Here is a 15,126-nt window from a genome sequence, read left to right as displayed (position 1 = left end):
CAATGAGGACACCCTTTGAAACTGTCACAAAACATAGCTGGGTTTCCTTGATAGCTGGAATATTATTTTATAACCAGTTGTTTAGGGCGTCTCACAGAAGGGGAATACTAAAACCACCAGCCTTTGGGCAAAAGTTGCCACCGCGCACCTGCTGCCATGTTTGTAAGTCTTTGAAGTCGCTGCACCGGAAGTAGCAAAGGAATCTCTGAAGGATATCCCAAAGCATACCGCTGTTCAAGCGGCTTGATTTATAGAACTCTATCCCGAAAAAGCCAACTCAAGATGAACTTATCCCCAAAACGCTTCTTACCGCCACAAATAGCACTATTTGGAGGCGCTATCGCAGCAACGGCTACCTTGTCATTATTTGTTCCTGGGTTAAGCACGTCTGTCCGTGCAGCCCTGCAAGACAGCCCCAAAGCGGTTTTAGATGAAGCTTGGCAAATTGTTAACCGCGAATATGTAGACGGTACATTTAATAAAGTTAACTGGCAGCAAGTCCGGCAAAAATTGCTGGGCAAAGAATATAGCTCTCGTGAAGAAGCATATACTGCCCTCAAAGGTGCTTTAGAGCAACTGGGCGATCCCTACACTCGCTTCATGGACCCCGAACAGTATGAAGCTTTAACTAGCCAAACCTCTGGCGAACTTTCGGGAGTGGGGTTGCGCCTCGAAGAAGATAAAAACACCAAAGTTATCAAAGTGGTGGAACCTATCGAGAATTCCCCCGCCATCAAAGCTGGTTTGCAAGTAGCAGATAAGATTGTATCAATTGACGGTAAACCGACCAAAGGCATGACCGTAGAAGAAGCTGCAAAGCTGATCCGGGGCCAAGTGGGAACCGAAGTCACCTTGAAAATTGAGCGCGATGGCAAAGGCACTTTTGATGTCACTATGACACGGGCGCGAATTGAACTGATGGCAGTTCGCCACAGCGTCAAACAAGAAGGAAAAACTCGCGTTGGTTATATTCGCTTGCAAGAATTCAGCAGTCACGCCGCTGAACAAATGCAGAGAGCCATCGAAGATTTGAATAACAAAAAAGTTGATGCGTTTGTGTTAGACTTGCGCGGCAACCCAGGCGGCTTACTCTATGCGAGTGTGGATATTGCCCGGATGTGGATGGATAAAGGCTCAATTGTCAAAACCGTTGACCGCGCCGGCCACGATGAAGAACTAACCAACAACCGCACCGCTTTAACAAAACTCCCTCTCGCCGTTTTGGTTGATGGCAACTCCGCCTCAGCAAGCGAAATTTTATCTGGTGCTCTCCAAGATAACGGTCGCGCTACGATTATTGGCACTCAAACTTTTGGTAAAGCCTTGGTGCAGTCAGTTCACTCGCTTTCCGACGGTTCGGGTTTAGCTGTAACTATTGCTCACTATTACACTCCTAAAGGTACGGATATCAACCACAAAGGCATCACGCCTGATATTAAGGTTGATCTCAACGATGAGCAAAAACAAAAACTTGTGGCTAACCCGAATTGGGTGGCCTCTCAGCAAGACCCCTGTTACAGCCGTGCTGTGCAAGTGCTGCAAGCTAAGCTTATCAATTCTCCGCCGATGGCTGCACAGTAACATTTTGTTATTGCTCCAATGTATCTTTTCTCACCCCCCTCGCCTTCTCGGTTTTCTTCCCCGGACAAGGGGAGGGCAGAGGTGGGGTTTTTTGTTAAATGACTTTTGATAGCATCCGGTTACGGGTTTATTTTTTTAACCGCAGCCTTTAGGCAGGCAGGATGCCCGCCCCACTACAGATGGATGCAGATAGGTTATTTTTTAGGGTGAGGTTTGGTATGAGGTTTTAGGGAACTTGCCAAATTTTTACGGTCGAGTCTCCACTGCCGCTTGCTAAAATTTTGCCGTCGGGACTGAAAAAGACTGATTCCACCCACCGAGAATGCCCCGCAAGTGTTTGCAATAATTCGCCTGAATTGATATTCCACAAACTAACTCGACCGGCCAAACCACCGCCAGCTAAAATTTGGCCGTCGGGACTAAAGGCTATTGAGTAAAGAGTGCCTGAATGACTCGATAAAGTCGTGGTGGCATAACAACGTTGGGTAATCGTGCAGCCGGTGCGAAGATTCCAGAGTTTAATGGTATTATCTGCTGAAGCGGATGCCAGAGTTTGTCCGTCTGGTGTAAAAGCAATCGAATGAACGTTTCCCGTATGTCCGACTAACGTTCCCATTAATTCGCTGTTATTGCGATTCCACAGCTTAATGGTTGTATCTTCGCTGCTGCTGGCAATTAATTTACCATCGGGACTAAAAGCAATAGCCCGAACCGGCCCAGCATGACCATAAAGTGTGCCGAGTTGTGTGCCGGTGCCGGCGTCCCACAATTTTACGGTCATATCTTCGCTGCCGCTGGCAATGATTTTACTGTCGGGACTGATAGCGACTACGGAAACCCCATCGACTTGTTTAGGCAATGTCGTTAATAATTCGCCGCTGCTTAAATTCCAGATTTTTATCGTTCCGCCATAACTATTACTACCGCTGACTAAGGTTTTTCCATCGCTACTAATGGCTACCGAGGCAACTAATTCTTGGGCTTCTGAATGAGCGGTTAAGGTGCGAATTATTTGGCCGGTTTGCAAATTCCAAACTTTAATAGTTCCGTCCAAACTGCCACTGACTAAAATGCGATTATCTGGGCTAATGGCTACGGATCGGACATCCAAAGAATGACCGGCCAAAGTTGTAGCTAAAACCCTTTTTTCATTACTTACATTTTGATTAACACTTTGATTAACACTGGTGATGGCGGCACGAGTGTAGCTAGGCTGAAGAGTGGGAGTTTCTGGGCTTTTAATTGTGTTGGCAGACACCGGCAGCCGGTGAGGAGTGGTGGGGCCGTCGGTAAAGGTGTAAATTGCTCCTAATGTTGCACTTCCGCCGAGAACAAACACGCCGGCGGCTGCCCATTTGGCGTTATCTTTCAGCAGTTTATCAAAGCGAAAATTACGTTGCTTTTGCACCGGCAATCTTGTGACGGGACGGTTAATTTCTGCTAAACGTTGCAAAATAACCTCCGTATTAGGAGGCCGGTGCCCCGGCAACCGTGCCATTAAATTATCAATAAAATCAGCAAATTCTGGGCTAATTTGGGGGGCTGCACTATGCCAACGTAATTGATCGCTAAAATGGTCATAAAAATCTAAAGGAGGCGAGCCGGTCAGCAAATGAACAAACGTTCTCCCCAAGGCAAAAAAATCAGATTGCGGTACGGGATGACCGCTATCTTGTTCGGGGGGAGTGTAACCTTTTGAAGCAATAACTGTGTTTTTTTGCCCGACACCCATTTTTGCTAAATAAGTGCCGGTGACTTCTCTGGCGCTACCAAAATCAATGAGTACCAGTTGGCCGTTTGGACGTAGCATGATGTTGGCCGGTTTAATATCGCGGTGAAAAAATTGTGAGGCGTGGACTTGGTGCAAAATTGTCGTCAATTGTTTTAACCAGTTAATTGCTTCAAGTTGAGAAAGAGGTTGATAGTTGCGGCTATAAAGCCACTGTTCTAAATTTTGCCCGTTGATTTTTTCCATCACCAAGCAATGCAAAGGAGAACTCGCGTGTTTTGGCAAATAGGTAAAATAGGCATCGGCTTGGACTTTGGGGATGCCCGGATCGGATAAGCGCATTAAAATTTCGGCTTCTTTTTTAAATAGAGAAACGGCTTTTTTTTCGTTGAGTAAAAGAACTTTTAAAACTTTGTTTTCGCTTTTAAAATCTGAGGCTTCGTAGGTTTTAGCAAAACCGCCTTCTCCCAAAAGACGCAATGCTCGATAGCGCCCTTCTAAGACTAACTGGGAACCGCAATGCCGGCAAATGCGATTGGTGTCATGGAGGGGGTCGGCTGGTTTGGGGCAGTTGGGGTTAATGCAATAACTCATCGGATTGAAGAATTGAAGATTTGAGAATTCGTATCTGGTAATGGTGGCTCAAGCCTGGGGCGTCGAAGCTTTGATTGGTCGCTAAATTCTCCAAAAATCCTATCATTACAGATATTGAGGGGCGGGTAATTTTTACTATAAAGGATGCGAGGAAGGTAGAAGCGCTCAGGAGAGTTAGAGTGATTTTATGATAAAGATTTTTTGCAAAATAGCTCTGATGGCTGAGACGTTTTTTTGAGGCAGGTTTGTTCACCGGCATTTAGTTCTGCTATGATGCGGCTCTGCTTGTGTACGGCGAGGTTGGGTGTTTCTATTGTGGCGGATTATTTGCGGTTTGGGTATGGCTCTGAGGGAGGATGAGCCTTTGGGGGGGCCGGTCGTCGTAGCTCTTGATTTTTTGCAAAAATAGGACTTAGGCAAAAAAGCCAGTTTTTCTTAAAAATCTCATAGGCACACAAACGGCCTTTTTTACCCTCGGTGCGTAAGTCGTGACAACAAAAATAAGCAGACTGGCTCAAATTTTTGTTGATAGCGGTTTACAGGTGGATAAAAAATTATAAAAATCCGCTAACTAGGCGCGAATGCGGGTTTTGAGCTTAACAAATAATTTTAAAAAAGCTATAGTTGGTCGGGCCGGTTGTCGGGGCGAAAGTGAGCGCAAACAATTAAAAAGTTTCTCCCTGTCTCGCTGATAAGGAAGCGGAGGGAGAATCTGAGGAAAAAAGCTTTACCCCTCCCCTGATAGCAAAAGGGGGGTTAGGTTTGCTCGTCTGTTTAATGATGTCGAGCTATTTATAGCAAAAATAATTTATTTTTTAACTCCGCAGAAAGCAACCTCTTTTATTTGGGTTTGTTGAGGCTGTTCGGGGGGAAAATGTTTATCAATAATGGCGGGAATTTCGGAAGCATCAAACCGGCTGTAGCGAGTTTTATCTGGCATCATTACCATGTTTGGCCCTGCTTTACACTGTTTCAAGCAGCCTGTGCGTTTAATCGTGACAGAATCTTCTAAACCACGCTCTTCTAAAGTTTTTTCTAAAAATTGGCAAACTTGATTTGCACCGCGCTTACAACAATCGGATTTTGTACAAACTAACACTGTTGCTTTTGGTTGGCACACCTGCACCGGTTTCGCTTGGGGCTGGGAGACGGTGGTGGCAACGCTGGCAGCAGACTCTACGCTATAGGCTTTGAGTTTTTGAGTGCCGGTTTCTAGGTTAATCTTTTTTTCACCGGCCACTCTTACCCAGGTTCCGGGTCTTAACTTTCGCTCAATATTTGGCCGCAACTCTTTAGCAAGTTTGATGCAAGATTCACCCGACTCTGTGGCCAGTCGCAAGTGTTTAATTTTATAGCCTTCAAAGACAAAATCAAGAAATCTTCCTTCCACAGAAAATTCAGACGTTTGTTTTTTATAGGAAGCCATTTTTTTGATTGATTGTGAGTGGTTTACTATTTAGGGCGCTATGGGGCGCCGGCTTGTTTTTTATTGGCCTTGTTAGAGGCTGAGTTGCCAGCAGAGGTTTAGCCATTGCTGTAACTCTTGTCGCGAGTAGTTGAATTGTTTAAGGACGCTTTGCAATTGAATTGCGTGGGTGGCGTTGTTGATTTCTACCCGCAAGGGTTGGTTTGTGGTGCAAGAACAAGGGATCTGGAGTTCTCGCAGGCGCTGATAGATTTGCCAGCGGTCGGGCCAATTGACTCTGAGCACGTTGCCGATATCGGTGGGTTGTTCTGACTGGTTCATCGATGGATAGGCTGATGAAAGCATTTCTCAGTTAATTTTCCAGAACTGGCCGTTGCTACCCGGATGCTATTCCTGTTGCAACTGCCTTTTTTTAGGATACCCTAACTGCAAACAATTCTCATTTATTTTCAAAAATTTTTTTAATCACGGGATATATTCTCAATAAATTAGAGTTATTGACAAGCGGGTGAAAGTTGCTAGACTATGGGTGGCAAAAAAGACTTGCCGATCAAGAGGAGAACACTTTCATGGCTGAAACTCAAAGTGCGTTGCGCCCATTCGGCCATTTGGCTGAGAATGTGGTTTTATTGGAAACTTCGGTGACAGCGCCAGTGTGTGAGGGGATGAATGTACTGTTAGCCAGTTTTCAAGCCCTTTACTTGCAGTACCAAAAGCATCATTTTGTGGTGGAGGGGGCTGAGTTTTACTCCCTGCATCAGTGGTTTGAAGAAAGTTATGGCCAAGTTCAAGGTCATGTCCATGACTTGGGTGAGCGTTTAAACGGACTTGGTGGTATTCCGGCGGCTGGTTTTGCTAAGTTGGCGGAGTTGTGCTGTTTTAGTCCTGAACCAGATGGGGTTTATACCTGTCGGCAAATGGTGGAACACGATCTGGCGGCTGAACAAGCTATGATTCAATTGCTACGCCGGCAGGCCGGTCAGGCAGAAAGTCTGGGAGATCGCGGCACCCGCTATCTGTACGAACAAATTTTGCTCAAAACTGAGGAACGGGCTTATCATTTAGCTCATTTCTTACACAATGACACCTTGGTTGTGTTGCGCTAAGGAATTTTAATCTTTTAGGTGTTGAACTTGTGGCCGGTTGGGTGTTTTAACCCAACCTTTTTTAGTGCTTATGTTATGTACCCCCAGTTAGGGTTCAAGCCTCATTTGATACTTTTGTGAGAATAAATCTAATAATTTCGTTGCAATTTGTTTGCCAATTTTAATTATACAAAAATTTTTATACTTTAATTAAAACAGCATTGAAAGATTATAAAATCTCGAATTTTTAATCGGATAGGGCGGATAAGTTAAACGTTTTGCATTGCCCAATCCAATCGCAACTACAAATCAGCATTACAAATTACCCCTCGTTGCTTGAAAAACAAAATTTGGGGCTATATAAGAAGTTTATTTTGACCGGCTGGTTGATTGGCTGGAGGGGATTGGGAAAAGATAAAGCAACAAACGTTTATGCTTTTCCCAGCGCGTAGGCTACCCGCCTTGTGGCTTGACCCCAATCAAATTTATAGCCTTAACAAAGAATTAAGAGGTTGCTTATTTGGAGAGCGGGTGCTGAAGATGGCTCTGATGTTTTCACCAAAATCTCGTACCTTGCTTACTCGAGTAGCGTCTGATTTCGAGACCACTTAAAAAGAGCGATCAGCACTCGCACTAACCAACTCATCCATTACAGACTCTTACCCAAAAAAAATAACTTTTGTGGGAGTGCCGGCATTGTTGAATTGTGACATTAGCGTGAAGCCTGCCCGTCCCACAACCTATTTATTCAGCAACGCTGATTAGCTTTCAAGTGGGGCGGTAGGGGTTTGCGTTCACTGGAATTGTCAGAGATTGCAAAGACTTATTCTTCCTCGTCTTGTTCGCGGTCAACTTGTTTGAGGTGAATGTGCTTACGTCCGAGAGAGATTTCAAATTCATCTCCAGGTTGAAGATCCATTTGCTTAGTGTAAGCAGCACCAATCAGTAAATTACCGTTTGACTGAACACTAATGCGGTAGCTTGCGCTGCGTCCACCGCGTCCGTTACCGTTTTGCTTGCCATCAAGTTGAATACCCTCAGCATCAATCAAGGCGTTGAGGAACTTCATCATATTGACCCGTTCCACACCATTCTTAGTAATGGTGTAGTAACCACAGGATTTAGCTTTGTCTTCTTTGCTTTGGTTGCCCAACTCCTTGACTTTGCGGAGTAGATCTTCACCGACGAGGGGCTCTGCCTTTTTAGATTTTTTATTCATCTACTTGTCTCTCAATCATTAACGATGGGTCTACAGTAATCTATCTTAGCTGACTTTTAGCAGAAAAAGAAATAGTTTTTTTGTGTCAGCTTGTGAAACTATATTACAAGATCGTGTTTAATTTGTTAAGCCATTACCCCTGTTTTGTTATAAAGCGATCTTTGAAGAGGCTGTTGGTGAACCGGCACGAATCTGATCGACCGGCAGAAACAGCAGTTTAACAAGCAACAGTGATGGCTTGACTCTATATTGATGAAGCTAAACATCAAAAATGTAAGCCGTCCTTGGGGCCGGTGTACAGAGAGCGAGTCTAGTCTGAAAACCCCCAGGCGAAAAGAAAAAGTCCTTTCTCTTAGACTTCCCAGTTTGGCACCACTGATGTTCTGACTGGTTGAAATTAAGCCAATGTTGCTGAGTGTAATATTTAGAGGAACCTGTAGACAACCCCACCTTTAGGAAGATAGACACCTAGCCGGTTTATGCTAAAGCAAAGACGCACTCCTATCAGTTGCGCCTTTGCTATCAAGTTTTTTGGAGTCAGTTCAATGTCTTTTTGATCGAGAGGGCAACTCAAGCATTGAACCCAAACTCGCAACAGCCGTCTCACCCCACAAAACTTTTGACTGGCATTTGCGACACACCGGCACAAAGCGGTTAATGTCCCAAGGCAATCATGCCACAATTGCTATCAGTCAGCGAGCAAAGTTTAACATCACTTGAGCAAGGTTCAGTTTTAGGGCATGAGTGTTTTGGCTAAGAGATTGTTGAGAGCGGTCTGTACAGTTATGTAAGAGCCGGCAAAAACTCTCATCTCAACTCGATGTCATTCAACAGATGCTCAATGGCATCAACTTTGACTCAACTAGGCATGAAAACACAACTTGCCCTTCAACTCATACTTATTATTAATAGAGTCATCGCTGATTGACACAGGTAAAGTTTTGTCAGGATACTGGCACAGTTGGCTCAAAGATGGCAGTCAGAGGAAGTGCTCAGAGCATCAACCCATTGCCATCAACCCAACCTATGAGCGGGCCAAAACTGTTGTATTCATTCTCATTTCACCTTGACGTTAGAGAAGAATTTTCGCTGGCTGGCAAACAACACCAACTCCGACATCCTTTCTAAGAGTTGTCACATAAAAGGCCAGCACAAAAAACTAAGAGTTTGCAAAGCCTGATTTTCTATATCGAAGCACAAACAGCCGCCCCCATTCGGCACCTTAACTAAAAGCGGCCCTTGTGTCGGCAACATCCGACCGTTAGACTAAAACTGATTAATCAATAAAAACTATTGCTTGCTTGCTTTATGTCCAAACAAAACCCTTATAATCCTTGGGACTATAAACCCTGGTGGTGTCAGCCCTGGTCAATTATACTTACCAGCGCCGCCATAATTAGTATTAGCTGGTTGAGCTTTCAACGCATCTGGTTAACCGGCATAGTAGCGGTGCCGGTTTTAACATGGGCCGGCTTTTTTCTGCTTATCTGGCCCAAACTCCAGAGCAACTACTACCAGCAAACTTCTCAAAATTCTACTCCACCCGAATAAACCGTAATTTCTCTCACAAACTTTTTGATTTGTCAATAAATTGCTCAATAAACTTTGGCATTTGTTTGATAAATTATTTCCTCACTTATGGATAAAAAACACCGTGAAGAGAACTTATTTTTAGCACAAAAAATAATTTTTTAGCTTATATGTATAAAAAAATCAAAAAACTTTTCCTCACTTGCGGACTGAGTGAAAGAATACGGGCGGACAAACAAGACCGGCCCCCCTGGAAAGTTTGGGGCGCTTGGGCAAGTCTGAAACCTCTTAGAAGCAGGCGTGAGAGTTAACAGTCTGGCTGTCGCACAGTCTAAAAGTCGCGTCCTGCCGAAATCAACCTCTCTTAGCAGCCAGCCGTATTCTACAAAACCTCGCCTACTGTTGGGCAAAAAGCTGCATTTGGCCTTCGGGAACCGGACTACCTAAATAAATTTCTCGCGTACCTTGAGGAATATGAATTAAACCTAAATCTTTAAGCCGATGGTTTAAATTAGAAATCGTTACGCCTAACTCTTCTGCAATTTCGTATAAATTTGGCCACTTCGTTAAATCTCGATCCTGGCACTTTTCCTGCAATATCATGCGAGGCATCAGCAAACAACTGGCAAAATACTGCGCTTGCCATTCAATTGACTGAATTTTAGAAAAATTCTCGGAACTCCGACAGACAAACGGTTGCGAGTCTGATGCCGGCTCAAAATTAAAATCTAACTCTAACTGCTTAATTGTTCCATCCACCTCCAAATGATTGATATGGAGAATCCAATGGCCGATTTCATGGGCTATTGTGGATTGCTGAAACCCAGGCGGCTTGTTAAGAATTTCTTCATTAATCTCAACAAGCCGCACAGAAGGCAAAATCCTGGCAGCAATTGGCCCCATATCATCAGGCGCAATAAAGTCCCAAACCACACCCAAATCTAAAAAATCCGCCACTAAACTAGCATCAAACGGCCACTTAGGGGCGAAATTCGGCTTGCATTCCATCTCGGAGAGCAAATCATTTGCTTTGCACTCGATTTCAGCCTTGGAATAGAAGCGGTAGGGTTTGAATAGACTCAAGATTATTCGTCCTCACTGGCCGCCTGAAACACCTTTTGAGCAAATTCGGGATTTTCTTGTAACCGACGGAACAAGGCCGGCATTTCTTTGTAGTGCTGCTTGAGAAAATGTTCCGTTCCTTGCGGCAGCCGACCGGCCAGAAAAATTAACTCTTCTGCATCTAATTCTAAATGCTTGGCCAGCGAACGGATTACATCTTCTTTTGGAGGATAATCTGCCCGGTCGTTCTCTAGTTTCGACAGATAGGTAAAGTCTAACTGCACCAGTGCTGCGAGTTCTCGCTGGCTGTACCCTTTTGTTTTCCTCGCGTTGAGGATTTGCTTACCAAATGTCTGATTCACATCTTTATCTTTTGCTGACTACAGTAGGATCTTAGGCAATTTTGAAAAAAAAATCAACGACACCTTGACGAAAACTTCAACCCTGCGCTAGTATCAAAGCAGTTGACGAAAACTTCAACGCGGCAAAATACAACATATAGAGTACAAGCGCCCCTTAGAGGCGTACAGGCACTCTATAGGTAGTGTAGCCAATAAACCGGGATCAAGGCTGGTGGTTGTGTGGGGGTGTTGGAAAGAAAATGCCTGATTGCGTGAATAAACAGGGCGACCCTGGAGTAATCAAATACACCAAGAGGAGAATAATCAATGCTCAGGACGTGGACAGACACTCATTACAACTTGGCAGAAAGCGACTGGTTGTATATCGCCAAACACGAACGCGAGAAATCGGTTTCTTTGGTTTGCCCTGGATATGCGCGTGATGGAGAAGGTTTCAGTATTCATTTTAGCACTGCTCAAATCAGCGTCCTAGAGCAATTGTTGCAAGCCTTGCGACAAATGGAAGCTTTGTCTTCTGCTCAAGAATGTAATACCGAGGCAGATTCTCAAACTTATGCAGAAGTCATTTCCTTGTGGGATGAAATGCCAAAATATCCAGCGCCCGTTTCAGCCAAGCCAAAGCTTATTACCTATCCCGTTGGACAAGAAAAATGAGGCTTAAATGGTAAAAAATGAAAGTGGATAATTCCGATTTTTAAAATTTCCCAAGCACCCATTACCTCTAAGCAATTTATGAACGCTCAAAAAGCAAGTACCAACGCAAAAATTAACGAAAAAGAAGGAAATACTATCATGGCAGACTCTCCCAAAATTAATGTATTTGGCAGCAAACCGACTAATGCAATTATTATACCGGAATTGCCGCTATCTGTTCGCAATAACTGCCAGAGTGGCCGCTGGACAATTGGTGATCAAGAGTATGGCAGTAAAGTGGCGATGACCATTTTAAAATTTAGTAAATTCTTTGGGAGTTTGGGACAAACAACTAACACCCTTTGGGGGCAAATTTGGTTTGTGGCTGAAGCGGGAGACTTACCCCAAGGAGTTGTACTTGTTACCTATATCAAGGGCCGGTCTTTGTCAGATTTTAACCGCAAAGTTACGGAAGTGATGGCGCGGGGAATCGAACCGGCAGAAGGATATTTTGTGCCAGAATTTGTCAAACATTCGGGTTCTAAACCTGATGAAACCGGCGTTGCCAAACCAATTAATTACTATTCCTTAAAATGGGATTGGTACGAACGGGGGGCAAAATTCCCTTCCACAAATGACCCTGTGTTGAAACAATTGGATGCGAGTGCGGACAAGGCAATAGAGCGACTTTCTCATGTAGCGGTGGCGCTGAATGATGAAAATACGCAATCTCGGTTACTTGATTTGGAAGGCACGAAATATATGGCTTGCCTTGACCATTTACCGCCGGCGGAAATTGTCCGTTTAATGGCGTTGCAAAATAATAGTAATGGCAATAATAACGATATGTTGTTGCCTGCTAATGGAAAGGGAAACCAACTCGAACCGGCGATTATTCTTTAATCACTGCCTAGAGATAGGGTAAGGCGCTTTCTTTTCTAGGAATGAGATGTTTTTTACTCAAAACACTATCAGGATTTAAGCTTGCTAAAAACTAAGCTAAATCCTGAGTTTTTTTATAATCAACGATTTACACTTTAACAAAATGAAAATAAATCCTGCTGAGTTGAGGAGAGAATCTCTCTTGAATAGCCGCATTGAAGTTAGCGAAAATTTTTCTAATGAAACGCTGGCGCAATTGGAAGATTTGCAGGAAGATTTAGCGTATCTGGGAGAAACGCTGGCCCAAACTCAAAGCCGGTTTAGAAAAGTGCTGGAAGAAAACCGAACTCTTAAAAAGTTGCTTTTACAAATGGTTGAGGAGTGTTGGTGTACTCCGGGGAACCGCTGCGCTAAATGCCAGCGAATTTTGCTAACTTTGGGGCCATTAAATCTTTAAAGGAGATGCGAGGTAATAAGGGGGCCGGTTGCTAGTAAAACCGACTTTTTTAGAATAAATCCTTATATAGATAGAGGCATAAATCCATAAGTACGTCTAAGCTGAAATAGAAGAGTTAATCTTGTAAAAAATGACACGAGAAGTTACCGATCCAGAGGGCATTACTTGGAGTTGCACAGAAGCCTATTCCGGTCTTTCTGATCATGCAGAAAATCACGAAAAAGCTCAAGTAAAAGGGTCAGAAGATAGTTATTGGGTTGTGTGTACTCCCGAAGGCGGCGCAAAATCCGTGCGGCTTCAGCTAGAGGGTAAATGGGAAACTTCCTACTCAGAGGAGGCATTACTTAGCGAGATCAAATCTCAGCAGGAATCTGAATAATATTGTACCGGCCGGCATCTCCATTCAGTTTACCGTTAGATAAATTTCTGGCATTGCTAAATCTTAAACAATTTCCACTTGGATTAACTAGCGCATCGTAGCCCAAAACTGACTTGATGCGGCGCTGGTGATGGGCCGAAAATAGGAAAAAGGCTCAAGCATTAATGCCTGAACCTTTTTAAAATTATGAATCGGCTAAATATTTAGCCCTTAAAACTTAATAGCGGCGAGAAAAATTGCCGTTACCACGACGGCCACCATCGCCACCACCAAAAGAGCCACGCTCTTCGCGGGGTTTAGCCTTGTTAACTTTCATGTCGCGGCCCATCCACTCTGCGCCGTCCAAAGCTTCAATCGCTTTGGTTTCTTCAGCTTCGGTATCCATTTCCACAAAAGCAAAGCCACGAACGCGACCGGTTTCACGGTCGGTAGGAATCTGAACCCGTTTCACAGAACCATATTCTGCAAAAACGGCGCTCAAATCATCAGAAAGAACATCATACGAAAGATTGCCTACATAAATAGACATAACTTGTCTCCAGAATCAAAAGGTTGTAGTGAGATTTCGGAGAGAAGCCTGCCAATACCAAAAGGAAAATTGCCTGTCAATACTAAAAACAAACGCTGCAACCGAATTTTTACTCTTGTGCTTATTCTAGCACACAAAAACCAAATAGGGGTAAACCTGAAAATATTCATCTATCATCAAGCTTATTTCCCTGTCAGACGTTCAATGTCGGCGTTAATTTTTTTGTTTGGCCCTAGTCCGAGCAAATTTAAACAAGCAACCAGAGCCACCTGGATAAGAAAAGAGTAGGATCAGCGGCTATAGGCTTAAAATCGCTGACAGATGGGCTCACTTTCAACAAGCAAGCTGAAATAATCTCTACAATTTGCTACCCAGGCGGTAGTTTCAGCGGGGATCTCAATCAAGGCCAATTCAGCTTTGGGAAGTTGAGCATTAAATTAAGGGCTAAATTTTTCCACCGGCCTAGACCATTTCCTGTAATTCCTTACCCTAGGAATGACAGGATTAGGGGCCACCTTCCTATTTACTTTTTAGGAGTCTCCTCATAAAGAACCCCGTTTTTTGTGTCTGAGGTGAGAAATAATATCTCTCCTCGTTATCAGCACGATTATTTCTGACTCTAGGAAGATTGTTTCATCCCTAGAGGATAATTCACATCAATCTTTAGGCTTGAAAAAGCCAATATATCGCGTCTTTAGACGGTAATTTCCGATGGCTGAAAAAAAGTGAGTCAAATGCTTTTCTGAGGAAAGTAATCTAAAAATCTGGTACTAACAGATTGTCTAATCAAGTTTAAATCGTCTTGGCCGCTTTTGCCCGATGGCTAAAAGTTCTAAAAGTTCGGGCTTGGCTGTGGTTGAGCAAAGTGTCGCCGTTGAAAGTGCCGGTGCCAGAAGGGCAAGTAAGTGGGTTGAGGCTCACGGGATCAAAGGAAAAAGTATAATGGGTTGTACGTTTTGCTAAACGATGTTGCATAATAGAGGCACAATATGCCATCAACTGCGTTAAACAGGCGGCTTTGGCGAAACCATTTAGCTCCAATTTTGACGAAATTACCCAAGTCGTTCAAGTTGAGTGCCCGACAAACTTTTATCGCTAAAAATCACAAGTTTTGCCTGTGGACAGCGGTAAATAAAGGCGTTCGTGGGATTTGAGTTTGGCTCTTAGGCGACGGCAACGCAGCAATTTTTAAGCGTCTAGGGAAAATTATCAGGGGATATCCATGTTGCTTTTTTGTCAGCCTTGCAATACGGCGTTTTAGGGCATCGCTATCCGGTTTATTGTTGTTTTATCCCAGACTGCCAGAGAATCATCGCTAAGATTTACATGATGCAAGTTGAAGGAGAAAATACGCTGATTAAGAGATTATTTAGCTGTTCTGCACCCCATAACACTTTGCTCTTCCAGCATCGGAAAATTGTTTTAAATTATCTTTTGGCCTCCTATGAGGATTACCTATATTACAAAACGGTCAGAGTCCCCGCCCGGTTCATCTGCTGATTTTGCAACATCGCAAAGTTTCTGTTCTCTCAGCGAGGGCTGTCTGGTTTATTCTTGTTTTATCTCAGATAGCAACCTTATCATCAGCAAGACTTACACGACGCGAAATGTCGGCGCAGTGCCCAGCCGTAATGACAAAATATGTTTATTAAGACATT

16 protein-coding genes are annotated in these 15,126 nt (G+C 43.8%); 8 read left to right on the top strand and 8 right to left on the bottom strand.

The annotated features are described in order from the left end of the window. Positions 1 to 282 precede the first annotated feature (282 nt). Positions 283 to 1,581 (top strand): carboxyl-terminal processing protease CtpB, encoded by a 1,299-nt coding sequence (ctpB, locus tag NG798_RS13820; protein ID WP_261223775.1) that lies wholly within the window; start codon positions 283 to 285, stop codon positions 1,579 to 1,581. 226 nt (positions 1,582 to 1,807) lie between these two features. Here the strand turns inward: ctpB and NG798_RS13815 are convergent, their stop codons facing one another. The 3 genes from NG798_RS13815 to NG798_RS13805 form a co-directional block, all read right to left on the bottom strand. After that, positions 1,808 to 3,904: a serine/threonine-protein kinase gene (locus tag NG798_RS13815; RefSeq protein ID WP_261223773.1), complete on the bottom strand. Its 2,097-nt coding sequence runs from the start codon at positions 3,902 to 3,904 to the stop codon at positions 1,808 to 1,810. An 808-nt stretch (positions 3,905 to 4,712) separates the two neighbouring features. Next, positions 4,713 to 5,330: a (2Fe-2S) ferredoxin domain-containing protein gene (locus NG798_RS13810; RefSeq protein ID WP_261223770.1), complete on the bottom strand. Its 618-nt coding sequence runs from the start codon at positions 5,328 to 5,330 to the stop codon at positions 4,713 to 4,715. Between the two features lie 72 nt (positions 5,331 to 5,402). Further along, positions 5,403 to 5,675, bottom strand: a complete 273-nt coding sequence (locus NG798_RS13805; protein WP_261223768.1) for an Asr1405/Asl0597 family protein — start codon at positions 5,673 to 5,675, stop codon at positions 5,403 to 5,405. Positions 5,676 to 5,899: 224 nt separating this feature from the next. Between NG798_RS13805 and NG798_RS13800 the strand changes: the two genes are divergently transcribed. Further along, positions 5,900 to 6,436, top strand: coding sequence for a Dps family protein (locus tag NG798_RS13800; protein ID WP_261223766.1), 537 nt, complete (start codon positions 5,900 to 5,902; stop codon positions 6,434 to 6,436). An 802-nt stretch (positions 6,437 to 7,238) separates the two neighbouring features. Here the strand turns inward: NG798_RS13800 and NG798_RS13795 are convergent. Then, positions 7,239 to 7,634 (bottom strand): AbrB family transcriptional regulator, encoded by a 396-nt coding sequence (locus NG798_RS13795; RefSeq protein ID WP_261223764.1) that lies wholly within the window; start codon positions 7,632 to 7,634, stop codon positions 7,239 to 7,241. Positions 7,635 to 8,165: 531 nt separating this feature from the next. On the opposite strand from NG798_RS13795, the gene NG798_RS13790 reads away from it, so the two are divergent. Both NG798_RS13790 and NG798_RS13785 read left to right on the top strand, forming a co-directional pair. After that, positions 8,166 to 8,354 carry a hypothetical protein gene (locus NG798_RS13790; protein WP_261223762.1) on the top strand — a complete coding sequence of 63 codons (189 nt, stop codon included), beginning with the start codon at positions 8,166 to 8,168 and terminating at the stop codon, positions 8,352 to 8,354. A gap of 588 nt (positions 8,355 to 8,942) precedes the next feature. Further along, the gene (locus NG798_RS13785; RefSeq protein ID WP_261223760.1) at positions 8,943 to 9,185 is read left to right on the top strand and encodes a DUF6737 family protein; all 243 of its coding nucleotides are present in this window, start codon (positions 8,943 to 8,945) and stop codon (positions 9,183 to 9,185) included. A 375-nt stretch (positions 9,186 to 9,560) separates the two neighbouring features. Here the strand turns inward: NG798_RS13785 and NG798_RS13780 are convergent, their stop codons facing one another. Next, entirely contained in the window at positions 9,561 to 10,247 is a 687-nt protein-coding gene (locus tag NG798_RS13780; protein WP_261223758.1) for an ImmA/IrrE family metallo-endopeptidase, read from the bottom strand. A gap of 2 nt (positions 10,248 to 10,249) precedes the next feature. Continuing rightward, complete coding sequence (locus NG798_RS13775; protein ID WP_261223748.1) at positions 10,250 to 10,588, bottom strand: helix-turn-helix domain-containing protein; 339 nt, start codon at positions 10,586 to 10,588, stop codon at positions 10,250 to 10,252. 306 nt (positions 10,589 to 10,894) lie between these two features. Here NG798_RS13775 and NG798_RS13770 point away from each other — a divergent pair, with 306 nt between their 5' ends. The 4 genes from NG798_RS13770 (at position 10,895) to NG798_RS13755 (ending at position 12,939) form a co-directional block, all read left to right on the top strand. Beyond that, positions 10,895 to 11,242 (top strand): hypothetical protein, encoded by a 348-nt coding sequence (locus NG798_RS13770; RefSeq protein ID WP_261223746.1) that lies wholly within the window; start codon positions 10,895 to 10,897, stop codon positions 11,240 to 11,242. A 138-nt stretch (positions 11,243 to 11,380) separates the two neighbouring features. After that, the gene (locus tag NG798_RS13765; protein WP_261223941.1) at positions 11,381 to 12,124 is read left to right on the top strand and encodes a hypothetical protein; all 744 of its coding nucleotides are present in this window, start codon (positions 11,381 to 11,383) and stop codon (positions 12,122 to 12,124) included. A gap of 142 nt (positions 12,125 to 12,266) precedes the next feature. Then, a complete protein-coding gene (locus NG798_RS13760; protein WP_261223744.1) occupies positions 12,267 to 12,560 on the top strand; it encodes a hypothetical protein in 294 nt (97 codons plus the stop codon). Between the two features lie 130 nt (positions 12,561 to 12,690). After that, positions 12,691 to 12,939: a hypothetical protein gene (locus NG798_RS13755; protein ID WP_261223742.1), complete on the top strand. Its 249-nt coding sequence runs from the start codon at positions 12,691 to 12,693 to the stop codon at positions 12,937 to 12,939. Between the two features lie 217 nt (positions 12,940 to 13,156). On the opposite strand, the gene NG798_RS13750 is transcribed toward NG798_RS13755, so the two are convergent. After that, a complete protein-coding gene (locus NG798_RS13750; RefSeq protein WP_261223740.1) occupies positions 13,157 to 13,468 on the bottom strand; it encodes an RNA-binding protein in 312 nt (103 codons plus the stop codon). Positions 13,469 to 14,260: 792 nt separating this feature from the next. Beyond that, positions 14,261 to 14,464, bottom strand: a complete 204-nt coding sequence (locus NG798_RS13745) for a hypothetical protein (RefSeq protein ID WP_261223739.1) — start codon at positions 14,462 to 14,464, stop codon at positions 14,261 to 14,263. Positions 14,465 to 15,126 lie beyond the last annotated feature (662 nt).

This window comes from Ancylothrix sp. D3o, from assembly GCF_025370775.1.
Taxonomy (GTDB): domain Bacteria; phylum Cyanobacteriota; class Cyanobacteriia; order Cyanobacteriales; family Oscillatoriaceae; genus Ancylothrix.
This window is presented reverse-complemented; position numbering and strand designations above follow the sequence as displayed.

Bases quoted from the DNA above. Each gene is read 5' to 3' on its own strand.
- ctpB (WP_261223775.1), top strand. From the start codon at position 283: ATGAACTTATCCCCAAAACGCTTCTTACCGCCACAAATAGCACTATTT.
- NG798_RS13815 (WP_261223773.1), bottom strand. From the start codon at position 3,904: ATGAGTTATTGCATTAACCCCAACTGCCCCAAACCAGCCGACCCCCTC.
- NG798_RS13810 (WP_261223770.1), bottom strand. From the start codon at position 5,330: ATGGCTTCCTATAAAAAACAAACGTCTGAATTTTCTGTGGAAGGAAGA.
- NG798_RS13805 (WP_261223768.1), bottom strand. From the start codon at position 5,675: ATGCTTTCATCAGCCTATCCATCGATGAACCAGTCAGAACAACCCACC.
- NG798_RS13800 (WP_261223766.1), top strand. From the start codon at position 5,900: ATGGCTGAAACTCAAAGTGCGTTGCGCCCATTCGGCCATTTGGCTGAG.
- NG798_RS13795 (WP_261223764.1), bottom strand. From the start codon at position 7,634: ATGAATAAAAAATCTAAAAAGGCAGAGCCCCTCGTCGGTGAAGATCTA.
- NG798_RS13785 (WP_261223760.1), top strand. From the start codon at position 8,943: ATGTCCAAACAAAACCCTTATAATCCTTGGGACTATAAACCCTGGTGG.
- NG798_RS13770 (WP_261223746.1), top strand. From the start codon at position 10,895: ATGCTCAGGACGTGGACAGACACTCATTACAACTTGGCAGAAAGCGAC.
- NG798_RS13765 (WP_261223941.1), top strand. From the start codon at position 11,381: ATGGCAGACTCTCCCAAAATTAATGTATTTGGCAGCAAACCGACTAAT.
- NG798_RS13760 (WP_261223744.1), top strand. From the start codon at position 12,267: ATGAAAATAAATCCTGCTGAGTTGAGGAGAGAATCTCTCTTGAATAGC.
- NG798_RS13755 (WP_261223742.1), top strand. From the start codon at position 12,691: ATGACACGAGAAGTTACCGATCCAGAGGGCATTACTTGGAGTTGCACA.
- NG798_RS13750 (WP_261223740.1), bottom strand. From the start codon at position 13,468: ATGTCTATTTATGTAGGCAATCTTTCGTATGATGTTCTTTCTGATGAT.
- NG798_RS13745 (WP_261223739.1), bottom strand. From the start codon at position 14,464: ATGGCATATTGTGCCTCTATTATGCAACATCGTTTAGCAAAACGTACA.